Source organism: Enterococcus sp. HY326, assembly GCF_026157065.1.
Classification (GTDB): Bacteria; Bacillota; Bacilli; order Lactobacillales; family Enterococcaceae; genus HY326.
In genome coordinates, this window is record NZ_JANLGQ010000015.1 from 1 (window position 1) to 16,655 (window position 16,655).

17 protein-coding genes and 4 pseudogenes are annotated in these 16,655 nt (G+C 35.0%); 5 read left to right on the top strand and 16 right to left on the bottom strand.

Annotated elements, in window-relative coordinates:
- Nucleotides 1-1,022, bottom strand: a 1,022-nt coding sequence (locus ORH16_RS18460) for a primase C-terminal domain-containing protein (protein WP_265460397.1), incomplete at its 3' end; no start/stop codon positions are given.
- A gap of 279 nt (nucleotides 1,023-1,301) precedes the next feature.
- A complete protein-coding gene (locus tag ORH16_RS18465; RefSeq protein ID WP_265460398.1) occupies nucleotides 1,302-1,622 on the bottom strand; it encodes an XRE family transcriptional regulator in 321 nt (106 codons plus the stop codon).
- Nucleotides 1,623-1,993: 371 nt separating this feature from the next.
- Between ORH16_RS18465 and ORH16_RS18470 the strand changes: the two genes are divergently transcribed.
- Together ORH16_RS18470 and ORH16_RS18475 are read left to right on the top strand one after the other, a co-directional pair.
- Nucleotides 1,994-2,959, top strand: coding sequence for a ParA family protein (locus ORH16_RS18470; protein WP_265460400.1), 966 nt, complete (start codon nucleotides 1,994-1,996; stop codon nucleotides 2,957-2,959).
- Nucleotides 2,959-3,456: a hypothetical protein gene (locus tag ORH16_RS18475; RefSeq protein ID WP_265460402.1), complete on the top strand. Its 498-nt coding sequence runs from the start codon at nucleotides 2,959-2,961 to the stop codon at nucleotides 3,454-3,456. The genes ORH16_RS18470 and ORH16_RS18475 overlap by 1 nt, the downstream gene beginning before the upstream one ends.
- 232 nt (nucleotides 3,457-3,688) lie before the next feature.
- Here the strand turns inward: ORH16_RS18475 and ORH16_RS18480 are convergent, their stop codons facing one another.
- The 11 genes and pseudogenes from ORH16_RS18480 to ORH16_RS18530 all read right to left on the bottom strand — a co-directional run bounded on the left by ORH16_RS18480 (nucleotide 3,689) and on the right by ORH16_RS18530 (nucleotide 11,933).
- Nucleotides 3,689-3,886 carry a hypothetical protein gene (locus tag ORH16_RS18480; protein WP_265460403.1) on the bottom strand — a complete coding sequence of 66 codons (198 nt, stop codon included), beginning with the start codon at nucleotides 3,884-3,886 and terminating at the stop codon, nucleotides 3,689-3,691.
- A gap of 178 nt (nucleotides 3,887-4,064) precedes the next feature.
- The gene (locus ORH16_RS18485) at nucleotides 4,065-4,496 is read right to left on the bottom strand and encodes a hypothetical protein (RefSeq protein WP_265460404.1); all 432 of its coding nucleotides are present in this window, start codon (nucleotides 4,494-4,496) and stop codon (nucleotides 4,065-4,067) included.
- Nucleotides 4,497-4,521: 25 nt separating this feature from the next.
- The gene (locus ORH16_RS18490; protein WP_265460405.1) at nucleotides 4,522-4,884 is read right to left on the bottom strand and encodes a hypothetical protein; all 363 of its coding nucleotides are present in this window, start codon (nucleotides 4,882-4,884) and stop codon (nucleotides 4,522-4,524) included.
- Nucleotides 4,874-6,052: pseudogene (locus ORH16_RS18495) on the bottom strand (type VI secretion protein ImpB). Before ORH16_RS18495 ends, ORH16_RS18490 begins: the two are co-directional and overlap by 11 nt.
- Nucleotides 6,053-6,627: 575 nt before the next feature.
- Nucleotides 6,628-6,771: pseudogene (pepG1, locus tag ORH16_RS18500) on the bottom strand (type I toxin-antitoxin system toxin PepG1); the annotation flags it as partial.
- A gap of 186 nt (nucleotides 6,772-6,957) precedes the next feature.
- Nucleotides 6,958-7,179: a helix-turn-helix domain-containing protein gene (locus ORH16_RS18505; RefSeq protein ID WP_265460416.1), complete on the bottom strand. Its 222-nt coding sequence runs from the start codon at nucleotides 7,177-7,179 to the stop codon at nucleotides 6,958-6,960.
- A 49-nt stretch (nucleotides 7,180-7,228) separates the two neighbouring features.
- Nucleotides 7,229-7,662 (bottom strand): annotated as a pseudogene (locus tag ORH16_RS18510) (recombinase family protein).
- A gap of 484 nt (nucleotides 7,663-8,146) precedes the next feature.
- Entirely contained in the window at nucleotides 8,147-9,355 is a 1,209-nt protein-coding gene (gene dpaL, locus ORH16_RS18515; RefSeq protein WP_265460407.1) for a diaminopropionate ammonia-lyase, read from the bottom strand.
- A gap of 21 nt (nucleotides 9,356-9,376) precedes the next feature.
- Nucleotides 9,377-9,757, bottom strand: coding sequence for a RidA family protein (locus ORH16_RS18520; protein ID WP_265460408.1), 381 nt, complete (start codon nucleotides 9,755-9,757; stop codon nucleotides 9,377-9,379).
- Nucleotides 9,758-9,826: 69 nt separating this feature from the next.
- On the bottom strand, nucleotides 9,827-10,759 hold the full coding sequence (locus ORH16_RS18525) for a DMT family transporter (protein ID WP_265460410.1): 933 nt from the start codon (nucleotides 10,757-10,759) through the stop codon (nucleotides 9,827-9,829).
- Between the two features lie 22 nt (nucleotides 10,760-10,781).
- Nucleotides 10,782-11,933: a M20 aminoacylase family protein gene (locus ORH16_RS18530; protein ID WP_265460411.1), complete on the bottom strand. Its 1,152-nt coding sequence runs from the start codon at nucleotides 11,931-11,933 to the stop codon at nucleotides 10,782-10,784.
- A 253-nt stretch (nucleotides 11,934-12,186) separates the two neighbouring features.
- On the opposite strand from ORH16_RS18530, the gene ORH16_RS18535 reads away from it, so the two are divergent.
- On the top strand, nucleotides 12,187-13,077 hold the full coding sequence (locus tag ORH16_RS18535; RefSeq protein WP_265460412.1) for an AraC family transcriptional regulator: 891 nt from the start codon (nucleotides 12,187-12,189) through the stop codon (nucleotides 13,075-13,077).
- A gap of 312 nt (nucleotides 13,078-13,389) precedes the next feature.
- Here ORH16_RS18535 and ORH16_RS18540 read toward each other — a convergent pair whose 3' ends face one another.
- Nucleotides 13,390-13,716, bottom strand: coding sequence for a hypothetical protein (locus tag ORH16_RS18540; protein WP_265460413.1), 327 nt, complete (start codon nucleotides 13,714-13,716; stop codon nucleotides 13,390-13,392).
- Between the two features lie 1,076 nt (nucleotides 13,717-14,792).
- Here ORH16_RS18540 and ORH16_RS18545 point away from each other — a divergent pair.
- Both ORH16_RS18545 and ORH16_RS19040 read left to right on the top strand, forming a co-directional pair.
- On the top strand, nucleotides 14,793-15,350 hold the full coding sequence (locus ORH16_RS18545; RefSeq protein WP_265460415.1) for a recombinase family protein: 558 nt from the start codon (nucleotides 14,793-14,795) through the stop codon (nucleotides 15,348-15,350).
- Nucleotides 15,351-15,437: 87 nt separating this feature from the next.
- The gene (locus ORH16_RS19040) at nucleotides 15,438-15,533 is read left to right on the top strand and encodes a type I toxin-antitoxin system Fst family toxin (protein ID WP_416207887.1); all 96 of its coding nucleotides are present in this window, start codon (nucleotides 15,438-15,440) and stop codon (nucleotides 15,531-15,533) included.
- Between the two features lie 438 nt (nucleotides 15,534-15,971).
- Here ORH16_RS19040 and ORH16_RS18550 read toward each other — a convergent pair whose 3' ends face one another.
- On the bottom strand, nucleotides 15,972-16,154 hold the full coding sequence (locus ORH16_RS18550; RefSeq protein ID WP_265460249.1) for a transposase: 183 nt from the start codon (nucleotides 16,152-16,154) through the stop codon (nucleotides 15,972-15,974).
- 149 nt (nucleotides 16,155-16,303) lie between these two features.
- A pseudogene (locus ORH16_RS18555) lies at nucleotides 16,304-16,468 on the bottom strand (ATP-binding cassette domain-containing protein); the annotation flags it as partial.
- Between the last annotated feature and the right edge of the window lie 187 nt (nucleotides 16,469-16,655).

Consider the following 16,655-nt stretch of genomic DNA (forward strand, 5'->3'; position numbering starts at 1 on the left):
GTCCAATTGGTCACTAGCCGGCGGATAACTACTCGGCTAGCAGCTTGATACTTACCTGAATAGGCACTTTTGATGGTTCGAGTGTACTCTTTTTCGCTTAAAGGGCTTGCCAGCTGGAAACTATTAAACTCGTCAAGAAAATCATAGCACTCTTGATAGCTGATTCCTGAAGCATAGTGGGCCAAAGCCAACGTAAATAAAGCATTGTTGCGCCCAATCACGCCTTTAGTGCCACTTATTTCTTTGCGGTTAAGGAGGATTTTCACCCATGGTTCATCAACTTGTCCTCTTAATTTACCTTTCAAAACTCGTAATCCGGCCGAATTTTTACGTTTAGGTTTTGCCGGAGCAAATGTCATAGACCAGTCAATCCATTGCTGCATAGGGTAAACAAAGTGTGGTTGATACAACACAACGTTGTCTGTCCGAGGGATTCTAGCAATACCAAAATGGTTGCATGAAAAATCGACAGGCAGAGATTTCCCAAAAAAAATCCGCAGGTTCTCTGATATTCTTTTTGCAATCCGAATGGAACCATAGTTGTCTTTATTCGAGATATACCACGCATTCTCCAGTACAAAATAAATCTGGTATCCCCCTGGGGATTTCAAAATCATCGTTGGTAAGAAACCAAAATCTGAGTTGATGCAGCAATCAATGATTTGTCTTTCAGAGAGACTTTCCCCTTCAGGTACATCGATGTCGATTAAAAACGTGTTGATTTGTTTCAAATTGTTTTCAGCATGGCCTTTGACAATGCTTTTTTCTTTGTCAGCATAGGTCCCAAAACTATAGACGTTCGGTGTCCAATGCGTAAAACCATCCAAGTTATCTAAAATGGCTTCTTCTGAAGTCAAGACAACTCCACGGCCGGCGGCCATTTTCTCTTTTGACCGGAAACCGAATATAGCACCTTTTTTTCCATCCGGTTTGTAGTCAATCGGTTTGATCTTGCTGTTTTTGAATTTATACTGACGAATGCCTTGTTTTAAGAACAATGAATAGACTTCTTGGATTTGCATATGAACACCACCTTTCGATTTTGAGTACAAAAAAGAGGACACTAAATAACACAGTGTCCTCTAAATATTAAAATGCTTAAAAAAGTAGCAAAAACCGCATAGTTGCGCACTCAAATAAGCCTTTTCATATTGAAATTTTTTTTGAATTTTGGTAAACTAAATTTGTTGGAAATAGAGTACCAAATGAAAAAAGAAAAGACATCTGTTTGACAAAACTTGAAGGTGAACGCCAATTCACTTTTCAAAGTTTGTCTTTTTTTTATTTGAAATTTTTTATTTTTATATCATATCGTGTAAAGACAACTTAAAAGCTTCTAGTTCTTCAGAGTTAGTTACATTTTTGAGCGCTTCTTTGACTTTAGAAAGTTCATAGTCATGCTGCATTAATAAAGGTTCGAATTTTGTGTTGATAATTTCTTCAAATTGATCCAACGCTGCATTCCCGAAGTCTCGTGTCCCATTATCAAATTCTCTAACGTATCCCAGTGATAAATCAGCCGCCTTAGCTAATTCCGGTCTACTCACATAATATTCGTTTACGAGAAGTCGCAAGACATAGCGATTGTATTCATTTCTGAACTCCTTCGAATTTTCCTCCATATAGAACACTCCTCTGTTGTTACTAGTAACAATTCGTTATCGTCATAATTTTAGCATTTGTGTTTCGTGAATACAAGTAAAATTAGACGCAACAATAAAGGTAAATGTCTGTAAACACGCATTACTTAATTGCAAGAAACCCTTTTCTTTTTGAACAGTACAATACTAATGGTAATGTAATACATGACTATTAGTATTGTATTACATTATCGTTGAACAACTTTTTCTATAAATCAAGTTTTTGTAGTTGCTAGCAACTACAATTTATGGTATCTTAACAGTAAGTTAAAAGAATACTAATAGTCATACTTTAGTCATGTTAAAAGTAATGTAGTATATGACTAATATATTTCTAGCAGGAGGAAAGAAATATGGCAATGAAAATTAGCGTCGCAATAAATAAAGGCGGAGTCGGAAAAACCCTTATAACTTTGAATTTAGTTGGTGCAATTCGTAAATCTTTTCCATCGTCTAAAATATTAGTTGTAGATTCAGATGCACAAGGAAATCTTACTAAATCATTTCAAGTCAAAGTCAACAAAGACGATAACACGATTTATGACGTTTTCATGGGCACTGGTACTGTTAAAGAGGCGATTGTCTCTACCTATGACACTCAAATTGATGTACTACCGGCAAATGCAGACAATAACTACCTAGAATTCGATAAAATGGAAGAATTTAGAGATAATATTTTAAGCTGGTTTGTAGCGTTGATTAAACAATTCCGAGAAAATATTAGCCAAATCTCCAGTATTGAAGGTTTAAAAAAATTATTGAATAAAAAGATTGACCCTAGTTCAAATTATTTCAATGCACTAGAGGGAGCTTTTGACGACGTTGAGCAAGACTATGACTTTATATTCTTTGATACACCACCTGAATTAAAGCAGGTGACATCCTCAGTTTTGACTATTTCAGACGTTGTCATTATTCCTTTTGAGCCTGATATTAGTAGTGTTGACGGTGTTACTCAACTAATTTCAAGGGTGAACACACTCAAGGAAGAATTCAATCCGAATCTAAGAATAGGCGGTATTTTAGCTAATAAAGTATATAATACAAATGTCCATGCAAAAGTTATCAATTCTATGATGAAATATGCGAACCGCAATAACTATCGTTATTTTGATACTGAAATTCCTCGATCAATTAAGTTTGCGGATAAATTAATTCGTCGAGGAATGCCAATCACCATGGGGTACCCAGACAATGAGTTTGCACAATACTTTTTCAGACTAGTCAAAGAAATGAACGAATACGGCCTGCTTGACGAGAATGGTAAAACCATGGTAATACCTAACAACCTTTTAAAAGAAAGTGAAGGTGAAGAATAATGCCACGAAAACGAAAAGCTTCGGGAGATTTCCCAAGTGCATTTGATGACGAATTAGGAAATATTGAAACTCCTGAAGATTCTCTTACTCCTCCGGAGGCTGAAATCAAAACTAATATTGAAAAAAAGCCCGTGTCTTCTGAGGCCGATATTTCTGAAGCCGTAAGCCCAGATGTAAAAAAAGAATCAACTGGTAATAAAGAAAGTAAATTTGGATTCAGTCTTAGAAAAGACCAAGATGTTATTGAAACGGTCAATAAAACTTATAAAATTAGTGATTACACAGCTAGAAAGTTAGATAGTTTGGTTCATAGTGATAGCAAAAACACCAAGAAAATCTCAGGTACGAAGGGTTTCCTCTCTGATTTCTTGGAGAATGCTATCTGGCAGCATTTTTTGCAATTAGGATTAATTGATGAAGAAGAAGCGAACGAACATATTAAAGACTACTCTAAGTATCCTATTAATATTGAAAACTTTAATAATATAAAAAAATAGATAAAAGGCTATTAGTAATGTTTTATATTACTAATAGCCTTTTATTACAATGCTAATACATTTCTAATATGTTACTATTAGTATTGTAATACTATTTTTCCAATTATCTGCTATTAAGTGTTTGACATTTGTTGATTGCAAATACAATTCGAAATATTCCCTATTGTATTGTAATGCATTACTAATAGTAATGTTTTGATAATGTAATACATTACATGGTCTTTATATGTATTCAATCAAGCAAAAGGTCTTTCTTCTGATAGTTACTAATTGATAATATGAACTCTGATAAGTCAATTCCTGCAAAAGCAAGTAAAATTTCTAAAGTATGCTTGCTGTATGAAAATTCAACCATATCAGTAAGAGGATTAATTACTTCTACCACTGAACGATTATGGATATCGAGTAGTTCAATATTACTTAATTTCATTTAATCACCTCCGATTTGAAGCGTTTTTCATATGTAAGCTTGAATAGATAAAGTAATGTAATAGTCATTCATTAGTAATGTTTTAAAATACTTTTATTAAAAGTTAGGCTTTGCAATACCATACTAATACAATAGTTCCAAGTAAAGTTAGAAGAAGATGTGGGATAGTAGCCTTTTTTTATTCCTCAAATATATTTTCTTGTACGATGGCACTCAACTTTTTATGAGCGTTAATAAGAGATTGATATTCTTTGTCCGTAATTTTTTCATCCAGACTTCTAGTAGAAAAAAGATGAATGAACATTCCTTGAGTCTTTTGTGCTTCTTGCATAGCTTGTCTGACTGTTTTTGTTTTAGGTATAGAATCGTAAGCTGCTTTCTTCTCGCTGTCAGTAACGATTAAGTCAATTCCAAAGCCACCCATGACCCCCACAATTTCAAACAAATAACCAGGGTATCGTGATTGCAAAAAATTTATGAACCGAAATTTTTCATCTTCCTCCAACCAATAATCATCCAAACAGACATGTTGAGAGTGGCCGCTCAATGTAGTAACAGTTTCATCAAGTGATAATTCCTCCACCATTTTAAAAAAATCTAACTTTCCCATAAAAAATCCTCCTTCAGTATTTTTTTTATCCTTTAAAGATTTCAATATGCCTGATTTGTCCAGATGGAATAGGGGTCTTTCCAATAAAAATATTCAATTCATCGCAACCAATTATTTTACCGACAACATCCTCTTGAAACTGGTTCGCTTCATTTCGTTCATTCATTTGCACTGAAACACATAAGTCTTTCAAATAAGCCAGCTCAATAATTTCATTTATCTCAATTTCTTCTAATTGGGGTTTCACTTCCACTACTTTTCGACGTTCTCCCTGGTCTTCCGTAAGGGCAGCCGTATGATCGGATAGGTAAAATCCTAAATACTTCAGCAAGCCTCTATCATCATACGTTCTAAAAAATTCTGTTGCTAAACCGTCATCAATACTCATTATTCGCACCTCCTTGATGTAATCCGTCATTCCCTCCAGCATGACCATCAACTAGAGAAGCCCTGTCAATTGCTGTTCCTGCTTCCAGTAGCGAGCTTGCATGGACGAGGGAAGGGAAGCCGAAACGTTTTCTAACAGAATCAACGATTGTATCTAATTCATATGCAGTAAGCTGTTGTTCTGATTCTTCAAATAACGAAAATTGAAAGGCTCTAGCGTCCACTAAAGAACTATACGTGACAGATATGTTCCTGATAAAGCAACCATCGACGTAAAACTCTTTGAAAAGGCTCAGAACTTGATAAACTAGTGGTTTAGACTGATTGGTTGGCTCAATTTTCCGTTGATGTGAGAAGCCACCTTCAGGTGAATTTCGGGAGTACCCAATCCCTAAATGGACACACTTTGTTTGCACATTGTGTTTTCGCAAGCGACTAGCTACTTGTTCGGCTAACATACCTAAACTTTGTTTCAAAAAGTAAGGATTGTAAGCTGCCAGGTCTCCCATTGAGTAAATACCACGGTCATTCAACCGCTTTTCATAGCCTCGACCAATTCCCCAAAATTCAGAAAGGGGAGAGATTGGCCACAATTTTTTTGGAACGTCCTCATACCGCCATTCCGAAAACATATCCGCTGTATGTTTCGCCTCAATATCCATTCCGAATTTTGCTAGCAAAGGATTATCGCCAAGCCCAACTGTAGACAGTAAACCTGTTTCTTGATGGATAGTATGCTGAGTTTTCTTTGCCAGCTGCTTTGCCGACATTTTGAAATAGGATAGGGAAGGGGTTAAGTAGGCAAACGATTCATCGATTTAATACTCCAGCAAATCTTCATCTGCTACAAACCTCCGGATAATATTATTGATTTCTAAATTTTTCTTGATATATAAATTCATGCGGGGTGGTACGATTAAAAGCTGTTCGTCGGGGGGGGGGGGGGGGAGTGAGGACCCACGACTAACGTTAGAAATCCCTAATTCCTTTTTTGCCCTGGGCGAAGCAGCTAATATTAAACCACTACCTGTATTTGCGGCCCTAGACATTACAACCAACTTAGTTTTCATGGGATTCAAGCCCCTAGCAACCATTTCAACGCTCGCATAAAAGGATTTTAAATCGATACAAACATAATCTCCGTGAGGTTCTTTGCTATAATCAAACATGGTTCACACCCCAAAAAACAAACATATGTTCGTTTTTTTATTTTGCCACAACCTTTCAAAAAAAGTGAACAGAAAAAGCATAGAAAATTCTATGCTTTAAATGCCGTTTGTGTCCTTCAACTACACTTCTGGAGTTGAGTATGTTGAGTTATAATCAATAAAGACACTAGAAATTAGCTGTTCACCGAAATAAGTATCGAAAAATACTTTTTCAGGTCATCCCGAGGGACGACTTTAATATTGATAATTTTCAAATTTTGCCTTCCTTTCTGCATTAGATTTGCTCTCCTTAATTCTAATCTAGCACAACTCATACTGAATTCACTCTAAAACACGAATAATGAGATTTTTTATTTAATCTTAATAAAAGATTAGTAAATTGTTTTTGTCTAATTTTTCAGAAATCAAATGCATGTACTTCCTTTTGAAAAAAAATACAAACTATGATATTATAAACATGAAAAAGAGGCATACTAGAATATGCCCCTTAGTTGCTAACCAACTTGAATTTTAAACTTGGTGGCTTAAATATTTTTAAAAATAATCGTGAAGCTTACCAGGCCATGAACGATTATTTTTTTTTGGTCTTTTTTTAGCAAGTCCACAATCAATTTAATTAAGGCAATGGTAAACATACCAAAGGCCAATAATAATTGAATTGTCTCTAAAGCTGACACAAGGCGTCTCCTTTCTACAGAATTTGGCAGTGCGTTGGTCATACGAACCACCTCACTTTCGATAGGATAGCCACCGTTCACGATTCAGTTTTTGTTAGCAAATTTATTATACCAAATAATTCTTTTCAACAAAAATCAATTTCCTCAAAAAATGGAGGACTTAGAATACAAAGAGTATCACTAATTACTATCCATTTTTTTTGGGGAAAAATGGGTCTTCAATTTTTTCTAAAAAGACGTGGCTTCATGCAGGCGGTGGATTGACGGGCCGCTTGTCTTTGGAAAAGACAAATAATTTTCTGCCTTCTTATTACAGGAATTTCTATAACGTTTACTACAATACTTCCTTTTAATTTTATAGATAGTTGGTCTTGATACTCCAGTCTCTTCAGCAATCATTTTAATTGGCTTGCCGGCATCCAGCATTTTTATGATTTTCGCATAAGTCAATTTCTTCTGTGGATTCTTAGCATCGTTTGAGTAACTAACTGGCCGTCCTTTATAAATCCCTTTTTTGTTTTGCTATTTGTACGCCCTGGTGTTGCCTCTTTCGTATTGATCGACGTTCACTTTCCGCTTGGTATTTATAAAGTTCTAAAATCAAATTATTTAGCAGCTGCCGCAAATTTTCATCCTGAATATCACGAAACGAAGGCAAATTCAAAATCTCAATCGTCACTCCTTTTCTTTTTAAGGTGTCCATCGTTTCAGTCAGTTCTTTATTGTTTCTACCCAATCTGTCTAATTCAGAAACCACAACTATATCCCCTTTTCTAATATAGTCCAGCAGTTCTTGAAATTTTGGCCGTTCGTATCTTTTCCAGAAAGTTTATCTTCAAAAATCATTTCGACTTCTTCAGCTTTTAATTTTTCATACTGTCGGTCATATTTTTGGTCTTTACTAGAAACTCGAACATATCCGATTTTTGCCATCTATTTCACCTCGTTTTAAATTTATTTATTTTACACTTAAAATTTATACGAAAAAAGGCGATATATCAATACCGCCAAAAGTAAAAATAGGGTATGCCCTAATTTTACAAAATACTTGCTTGAATTAAAAAATCACCACCAACTGATTTTAATTGGTAGTGATAGAAACTCTATTTTTATCTTAGTAGGTAAAATCCGTCGTTAGTGGACTGAATATAACAAAAGATCAATCCATTGAAATGTACCAACAGATTGATCTTTTGTTTAATTTATAAAATAAACTTCTTAAGAAAAGAGAACTTAATTTCATAGTAATTTTTTTATCAAAGCCCTTAAACTCTTGTTATGAGTTAGTCCCCAGACCACAATGTCACAAATGTTTATTCCAATTTCAACAATTATTATAAGATCCTACCCACTGATTGACCATACTTAATTTTCACTCTCTGACTAGTCGGTCAAATTTTTCTACCTTGGTTCCTAATTAAAAACTCGGATACAAACCATCCCAAACAATTCTACGGTAATTTTCTTTATCCGTATCTCCTTCAGTAGACAGACACAAAATTTGGGAATCTTGGTTAAGGTGTAATTGTTCCTTCAGCCAGTTCAAATCATTATTTTCTAGGGCTTCAGCAACAAGGCCCAGTGTTGCTGCCCCACTTTCACCTGAGATGATTTTTTTATCATCAGCTAGCGGATTGCCTAAAACTCTCATCCCTTTAGCGGCAATTTTATCTGGCATTGAGACAAAATCGTCAACATATTCTCTTAAAATGTCCCAGCCGATGGTACAGGGTTCACCACAGGCCAACCCGGCCATAATAGTGTCCATGTTCCCAGTGACTTTGTACAGTTTGCCATCATTTTCTTTGGCTGTCTTGAAAAGACAATTGGCTTTTTCTGGTTCAGCAATGACAATGATTGGTTGTTCCTCTTCAGAATAGTAATCCACAAAAAATGCTGTGATTGCACCCGCCATAGCCCCTACTCCTGCCTGCAAGAAAATGTGAGTGGGTTTAGCTCCATCAAGCTGATGAATAATTTCATTGGCCATGGTAGTATATCCCTGCATAATACGTGTGGGTATTTCTTCATACCCATCCCAAGCTGTATCTTGAACCAAAATCCAATTATTTTCTTCAGCCATTTTATTCGCAAAACGAACGGTATCATCATAATTAAGATTTAGAATGCTGGCATCTGCTCCCAATGCTTGAATATTTCTTAAACGCTCCTCTGAACTACCTTCAGGCATATAAACAACACTTTTTGACCCAAAATAATTCACAGCCCAAGCAATTCCACGACCATGATTGCCATCAGTGGCAGTCACAAAGGTAATCTCTGCTAATTGCGGCTTAACTTCATCACTAGTAATTTTTTCATGGGTCAGCTCACTAATGTCTAAACTTAATTTATCTGCTATCACTGAACCTACGCAATAGCTTCCGCCGAGGACTTTAAACGCATTTAAAGTAAATCGTGGACTTTCATCTTTCACATGAATACTTTTAACACCTAAATATTCTGCCAAATTTTTTAAGTTAACTAATGGAGTCTCTTGGTATTCTGGAAAGCTTTTGTGAAAGCCCAAAATTTTCTTAGTTTCAGTAATACCAAAACGAGTAACATCTGTTTTGATTGAGTTCCTTTTTCTTTCATAATGGATGGCATCTATCTCTTTAGGCATTATTTTTCTCCTTCATATCACTCATTTAATAATAGCAATCGCTTCAATTTCGACTAAAGCACCCTTCGGTAATGAGGCAACCTCATAGGCTGCTCGTGCAGGACAAGTCCCAGTGAAGTATTGTCCATAGACCTCATTCATAGCAGCAAAATCTTGAATACTATTGAGTAAAACAGTGGTTTTTGCAACATTTGTTAAACTAGTGCCTGCTTCTTCAAGGATTGCTTTTATATTTTCCAAGGATTGGGTAGTCTGCGCGATTATATCATTTCCTGCAAATTCTCCAGTTTTCGGGTCAATTGGTAGCTGACCTGAAATATACAAAGTGTTGTCTGCTAAGATAGCTTGAGAATATGGCCCAATCGCTGCTGGTGCGTTACTTGTTTCAATTTTTTTAATCATAATAGCCTCCTAAATTTTTAAATATCAATGAATTTTCGTTTTCTTTTACTACTGAATCAACTTAAACAATTAACTATCTACTATTATCGACGTATTTTTCTTTCTAATTTTCTCTCCATAATTAGCAAAAAGAATGACAGAAATTAATACTAAAAGAATCCCAGCTATCTGAACTAAAGTCCAAGATTGTCCCAATAATAGTGGTGTTAGAATATTGGCAACTAATGGCTCCATTGCTGCTAAAATATTCGACAATGAAGCTTCTATGAAGTTGACGCTTCCTAGATAACAGCTAAATGCAATCGCTGTTCCCACAACTATAATGAATGCCATATATAAAACAACATTGAAATCTACCGCAAAGCCTGGCCGCCAAATTGGATGAATAAATTGAAATGCTCCGCCACCAATTAGCATTCCCCAACCTGTTATAATAGGTGCACCATATGCTTTCAAAAGTCTTCTCGGTTGTAGGGTATAAAAGGCCACACCTACTGCTGATCCAACACCGATTATTAAACCAATCGGGCTGACACTTAATTGACTAAAATTGCCTCTTGTAACAATCAAAAATACCCCCAAGAAAGTTGTCATGATATAGAATACTTCTTTAACAAAAACGCTCTTTTCCTTTTTTATTACTAGGTATAAATAGATAAAGATTGGAGATGTAAATTGGAGGATTGTTGCTAATCCTGCACCATTCGTTCCAATAGATAAGAAAAAGAGATATTGGCATCCAATCATGCCAATCAAACCGAAGAGAAAGAGCATTCCTGTATCTTTTTTAGACTTGAATATTGAAAAAACATCTTGTTTTAGAATTAATTTTGCATAGAGTAAAATCAAAATTCCGGCAATCAATAGGCGTGTCCCCACAACCCATTCAACAGGTGCATTGTACTTAGAAAAAACAACATCTGCAAAAGCGCCATTTATTCCCCAGAGAGTTGCGCCAGTTGCCGCTAACGCAACGCCTTTTGTTCTTCCTGAAATAGCCACAAAAATCCCTCCTTAGATTTAATTAAGTTAATCTTAGTCGAACAATCTCCGCAAAAAATTCAGCACCTTCTAAGAGGTTTTCATCTTTATAATCAAATTTTGCATGATGCAATGGATACGACTCTACACCTTCTCTATTTCCACCAAGAAAAACAAAGCAGCCCGGAATGATATCGAGAAAGTGACCAAAATCTTCTGAAGCCATAATAGGATTGGCATGATCATTCACCTTTTCTTCACCAACTACATTTTTGGCTGCCTGCACAGCTATTTCATGGCACTGTTCCCAATTGTTCGTGGGACTAAAAGAATTCGTATAACTAAAATCACACTCAACTTCATTTGCTTCACAAATTTTTTCACTGATTAAACGCATACGATGTTCTAGCAATTGTTGAACCTCTGCTTTGTAGCTCCGTGTGTCACCGGTAATCACTACATTTGATGGAATGGCGTTTATAATTCCATCGGTATGAATCTCTGTACAAGAAACTACTGCGGTATCGACGGGGTCAACATTTCTTGAAACAACTGTCTGTAAAGCCAAAATAATTTCCGCAGCTACTACTAACGGATCTTTTCCTTGATTAGGAGCAGAGGCATGGCCACCAATACCTTTAATTTTTATTTGAAAATTATCTTCACTGGCCATGATGGGTCCAACTTTAGAATGGATTTCTCCTTCAGGCAAGGCCGGCATATTGTGTAGTCCATAAAACTCATCAATCGGAAAACGCTCAAACAACCCATCTTCCAACATAGCTAATGCTCCTTTACCATGCTCTTCTGCAGGCTGAAAGATAAAACGAACCGTGCCATTAAAATCTTTACTCTCTGCCAATAATTTTGCGGCTCCTAATGCCGTGACCACATGACCATCATGACCACATGCATGCATCTTGCCTTCGTTGAGAGACGCATAGGGTAATTTTGTTTTTTCCAAAATATTTAAAGCATCCATGTCCGCGCGAATGCCAATAGTTTTTGGACTATCACCATTAGTCAGGCTTGCTACTACCCCAGTTTTTCCAATTTGTGTATGAACATCATAACCCATTTCCCGCATTTTTTCTGCCACAAATTTCGAAGTGTTCACCTCTTCAAAGGCAGTTTCTGGATGCTCATGCAGGTAATGTCTCCAGCCAGTCAATTCTTCTAACAGCTTAGTGTTCATGATAACTCCTCCTACAATTCTCTGTTTGAATTTTGTTTTGTTATTGTTTGCGTTTTCAATATATCTTTTTTTTAGCAAAAGTTCTATAAGAATACTCCTCGTTTTTATCGTTATCGACCACAAGTAGTTTGATTGTCAAAAGAACACCCCACACAAGACTATTGATTTACCAACGTTTCACAAAATATGGTATAATTCAAAAATGAAACAAAACAATTAAATATCGTCATTATAATTATAGAGGATGGTTGTTATGGATAGAAATTTACCAATTAATATGGATGATTCTTTAGAGGAACACTTATTGTATCAGTCTGTTGGTTTTTCAATTATTCCTTATATTATAGAATATGATTACGAACGGCATGATTTTATGCCGTTACACTGGCATAGGGAACTACAAATCAGTTGGGTATTTGAGGGAAGTTTAGAATTTTTAATCGATGGGGAATCAGTAGTGATTACTAATAAAGATATCCTATTTATCAATGGCAATGTCTTCCACAGCTCTTCTTCTCCAAAAGGAAATGCCAAAACCTTGTGTATCAACTTTAATTTAGATTTCCTGAATCCTAAGATTATTGAAGAGTACATCGGGCCCATTTTAGCTAATCCAAATTTTTCTTATTATTCGCTACCAATGGTAGGCACATTTTCAAAGTATTTTAATATCATTTTAAATGATATTCCAACTAGCGAGACTGATTCCGTAAAGGAGACAAGTTCGACTAATTATTTTCAAATTATCAATCTAATCAATCTAATTCTTGAAGAGGTTGTTTTACATTTTGATGGTGATCACGCCTCAATAAAACCAGAGGAGTTCTCCATCTTAAATAAACTTTTGTCGTATACCCATCAAAATTATACTCAAAAAATAATGATTAAGGATTTAACCGACTATGCACATATTAGTAAAACCTATTGCAATAGTCTTTTTCAAAAATATACTCGAATGTCGCCAATACAATACGTTACTGCTTATCGATTACAAATTGCACAAGAACTCATTATCACTTCAAATGAGTCTATCTCACAAATTAGCGAAAAATGTGGCTTCGGTACAATGAGTTATTTTGTCGAACAATTTAGATTGCAATATAATTTATCCCCACTTAAGTTTAGAAAGAAATTTCAATTATGATTTTTAATCTAATCAGATTACTAGAGATCTGAGAATTAATAATTTAAAGCAAGGAATTAAAAAATTTTGTATATTCAGGCTCAAGTTAAATTTATGATTGTTTCTGTAATAGTGTAGACCAAAAAATTAGTCCCCACAAATTTTGTATTGCGGAGACTTTTATATTCTATTTGAGTATATGAAATCCGTCTTTAGTGGATTCGAACAAACGGATGACAAATGTATAAAGCCAAAAATAAATAGCAGAAAAATCCTAATAGTTTATAATTTTGAGAACTTTTTTTAGAGTGAAATTCTATGTTAACTGAGCTGTTATAACTTCATTAGTAGCAATAATTTGTTTACTTCATCAGGAAAAGATTTCTCCAATCTTTTCTTTTTTAGGTTCTCTTTTACGATAGTCTTTATATCTTTGCTAGCATTGTTTTCAAGTAGCTTTTCAAAAAAAGAAAAACCGATTTGTGGATTTTTACTAACAATAACACTTGGAGCAAAGCATAACCCTTTTTTTAAAATTGTTTTATCCTCCTTAGTAAATTTGACCTCATCAAAGTGGATATAATAATTGAAAGCTTTTTCCATTACTTCCTCAGAAAAAGTCAGTTGTTCTTTTGAAATAAGCAATTCCGGACGTGACACGGTTGCTAATACTCCTCTTATCTCTAAGGGGTGGCTTCTTCGGTTAAAAGCGACTTAAAAATCCTAATCAATGAAGTATAGGATGCCTCTCCAATTCTCTTATTACCCTCTGTAACTATTTCGCGAACACGCCAACGTTGATCATTTAGAGACTCGACTAAATTTTCTTCTATCAGTACCTTTTTATCATGGGTGCACTTTTCATAAATACCACCTAGAGAGTTCAATGCTGTTAAGACAAGTTCAGTTTTAGGACTATTTCCGTCAACATTTAGATGTAGCCAGTCTTCTAATTTTTTGTACCATAATTAAGAAAATGGGTAGGTTTCTTCAAAAACATCCGCTACACTAGAAATCGTTTTTAAATTTGCCATTCTTCCTGGCAGATACGAACTTTCTAAAATAAGCTTTTCTAAGTTAACGAACTCATCATTTTTTATTAAATACTCTACTTGATTTTTTTCTATTTTCTTTTGAATTATTAAATAGCCACCTCATTATTCATTAAGTATATCATGGACCACATTTCTATGAATCGACCATTCTAACTTTATAAGACAATTCTTGAGTGTACAATCCGAGTCTGCTAAACCCTGAGTTAGTAGACATAACGTTCCTTATGCCAAGTGAAAATGGAAACTCTTACACATATTGCTGTATAATTGATTCAAGGGTAGTTATAACGATAAATGCTGGAAGGAGGTAGTTTATCTATGCTAGTTATCTCAGCTACTATTTATTTAACTATGTCAATATTACTCGGTTTACTTGCATGTATATGGTATTACTTTATGTATTCTTATTATTTCCCACTAATTATTTGCGCTATAATTTTCTTGGTCTTAGCAATAATTTCCTATAGTTTATACTTCAAAAAGAATGAAAAATGAACTATAAAACGTTATTTAACGGTTAGTAGACATAATGTCGATTATCCTAAGTATATTAAATGGTTATGCAAAAAAGCTATCAAAACTTAAAAAGTATTGATAGCTTTTTTTTACTGTGATAGAATAAGGATTACCAGACTATCATATCTTACTCTCATAAATTGAGTAGAAAGTAGGCGGATTTTCATGATTTATGGTTATGCTCGTGTAAGTACCTGGGGCCAAGATTTAGAAACACAAATTATTGCATTGACCAACCAGGGCTGCGACAAAATTTATACTGAAAAATATACGGGAACAAAAATTGATCGAAAAGAATTTCAGCATTTATTAGAAGACATTCATGAAGGTGATACGTTAATCGTTACCAAATTAGATAGATTTGCCCGGTCAACAATTCAGGGGTTGAATACTGTTCAAGAACTATTTAGAAATGGGGTCAAAGTTCATATTTTAAATATGGGAATCATCGAAAACACACCAACTGGTCGATTAATACTTACACAAATGTTGGCTTTTGCAGAATTTGAACGAGATATGATCGTGGAGCGAACACAAGAAGGAAAAGCTCTTGCCAAGCTAAATCCAAATTTCAGAGAAGGCCGGCCAAAAAAATTCAGCAAAGACCAGCTAGAGTTAGCAATGGAGTTATTGAAAAAGCACACGACCAAAGAAGTTTCTAAAAAAACCGGCATCAGCGTAGCCACTTTATATCGAGAGAAAGCGAAAAAGCTTCAAATCTAGTTAGCTCGATTATTTACTATAGAGAAGCATGATTGATTAAGATATAATAAAGCGTCGCCTATCCGACAGTCTTGCGACTGGAAGGAGGTGTTACACTTGATTGAATTTTTCATTTGCCCCCTTCTTGTTGGACTATTTGTAGCCCTATTTGAGTATTGGCTAAATACCAAAAACAAGAAGTAAAACTGCCTTAAGGCGACATTAGCCCACAAAGAAACCCCTAGAGAATCCGACTTCTCTAGGGGTTTAGTGTTACACTTGATTTTCATTTGCAAACTAATTATAGCATTTTATCAGATGAATCTCAAGAACTCAACCAATCCTCCAAATTTAAGAAACAATCATTTTTATTGCTATGGTATGTGAGCGTGTAAGCCTTGAATTGAATCTAAAATTTCGACCCCACTCAATCCTAAGTGTAAAAGGCCAAAAACCTACATTTTCAATGCCCTTTTTCCTATATTTTATTGTGGCCCTTTACATTATTATTTCTGATTTCTGTAACTGTCAATGGTTTGTTCTTATGAAAAAAATAGACACTTCTAGAGATTTCTAATAACCGACACAAAAAAGAAACAGTGTAATCCTTACGCCATTTTTCAATAAATTGAACAAGCGAATTTAGGTTTTCCTGGAGAACATGGCTGCGGCTTTTTTTAAGGTTTCAAGTTCCTCTTTCAAACGAGCATTTTCTTTTCTCAGTTCAGCCACTTCTTTTCCAGTCAGTCCTGTGGACTGATCAGGTAAATATAAATTCTTCCATTTGTAAATCGTTGCTTCAGATAAGCCATATTCTTTCGCCAACCTCGAACAGAACGTCCAGTTTGATTCAGTTCAACAATCATCTGTTTAAAATTTTCTTCATATCGGGTCATAAAAATTGATCCTCTCGTAGATAAGTTTAATTTATTCTTGTCTCTACGAAAAGCTGTCTAAGATTTGATACTAACACCAATTTTACTTTCCATGTATTCTTTGGACAATTTTTGGTTAATCTTTTTATTATCAAATATTATATCCCCATGGGTCACACTGTCCAAACCCACAACAGCACGTCCTATAGTTGTTTTACCTGACCCTGATTCACCCACTAAAGAAAATGTTTTACCTTTATTAATTTCTCCGCGGGTAATCTATATAAGATTGTAAAATTTATATAAACTAAATAAAAAGAGCCCTACTTTGGGATAAAATCCCAAAACAGGTTCTTTTTTCAATTTATATTGTTAAATGGGTCTATTTCGTCTGAAACTCTATAGCCTTTTTTCCAGTGTGTTTCGATACTTTGTTCTGTAAATCCATATC

Coding starts and splice junctions, on each gene's coding strand:
- ORH16_RS18485 (WP_265460404.1), bottom strand. CDS start 4,496: ATGGGAAAGTTAGATTTTTTTAAAATGGTGGAGGAATTATCACTTGAT.
- ORH16_RS18490 (WP_265460405.1), bottom strand. CDS start 4,884: ATGAGTATTGATGACGGTTTAGCAACAGAATTTTTTAGAACGTATGAT.
- ORH16_RS18545 (WP_265460415.1), top strand. CDS start 14,793: ATGATTTATGGTTATGCTCGTGTAAGTACCTGGGGCCAAGATTTAGAA.
- ORH16_RS18520 (WP_265460408.1), bottom strand. CDS start 9,757: ATGATTAAAAAAATTGAAACAAGTAACGCACCAGCAGCGATTGGGCCA.
- ORH16_RS18465 (WP_265460398.1), bottom strand. CDS start 1,622: ATGGAGGAAAATTCGAAGGAGTTCAGAAATGAATACAATCGCTATGTC.
- ORH16_RS18535 (WP_265460412.1), top strand. CDS start 12,187: ATGGATAGAAATTTACCAATTAATATGGATGATTCTTTAGAGGAACAC.
- dpaL (WP_265460407.1), bottom strand. CDS start 9,355: ATGCCTAAAGAGATAGATGCCATCCATTATGAAAGAAAAAGGAACTCA.
- ORH16_RS18530 (WP_265460411.1), bottom strand. CDS start 11,933: ATGAACACTAAGCTGTTAGAAGAATTGACTGGCTGGAGACATTACCTG.
- ORH16_RS18475 (WP_265460402.1), top strand. CDS start 2,959: ATGCCACGAAAACGAAAAGCTTCGGGAGATTTCCCAAGTGCATTTGAT.
- ORH16_RS18470 (WP_265460400.1), top strand. CDS start 1,994: ATGGCAATGAAAATTAGCGTCGCAATAAATAAAGGCGGAGTCGGAAAA.
- ORH16_RS18480 (WP_265460403.1), bottom strand. CDS start 3,886: ATGAAATTAAGTAATATTGAACTACTCGATATCCATAATCGTTCAGTG.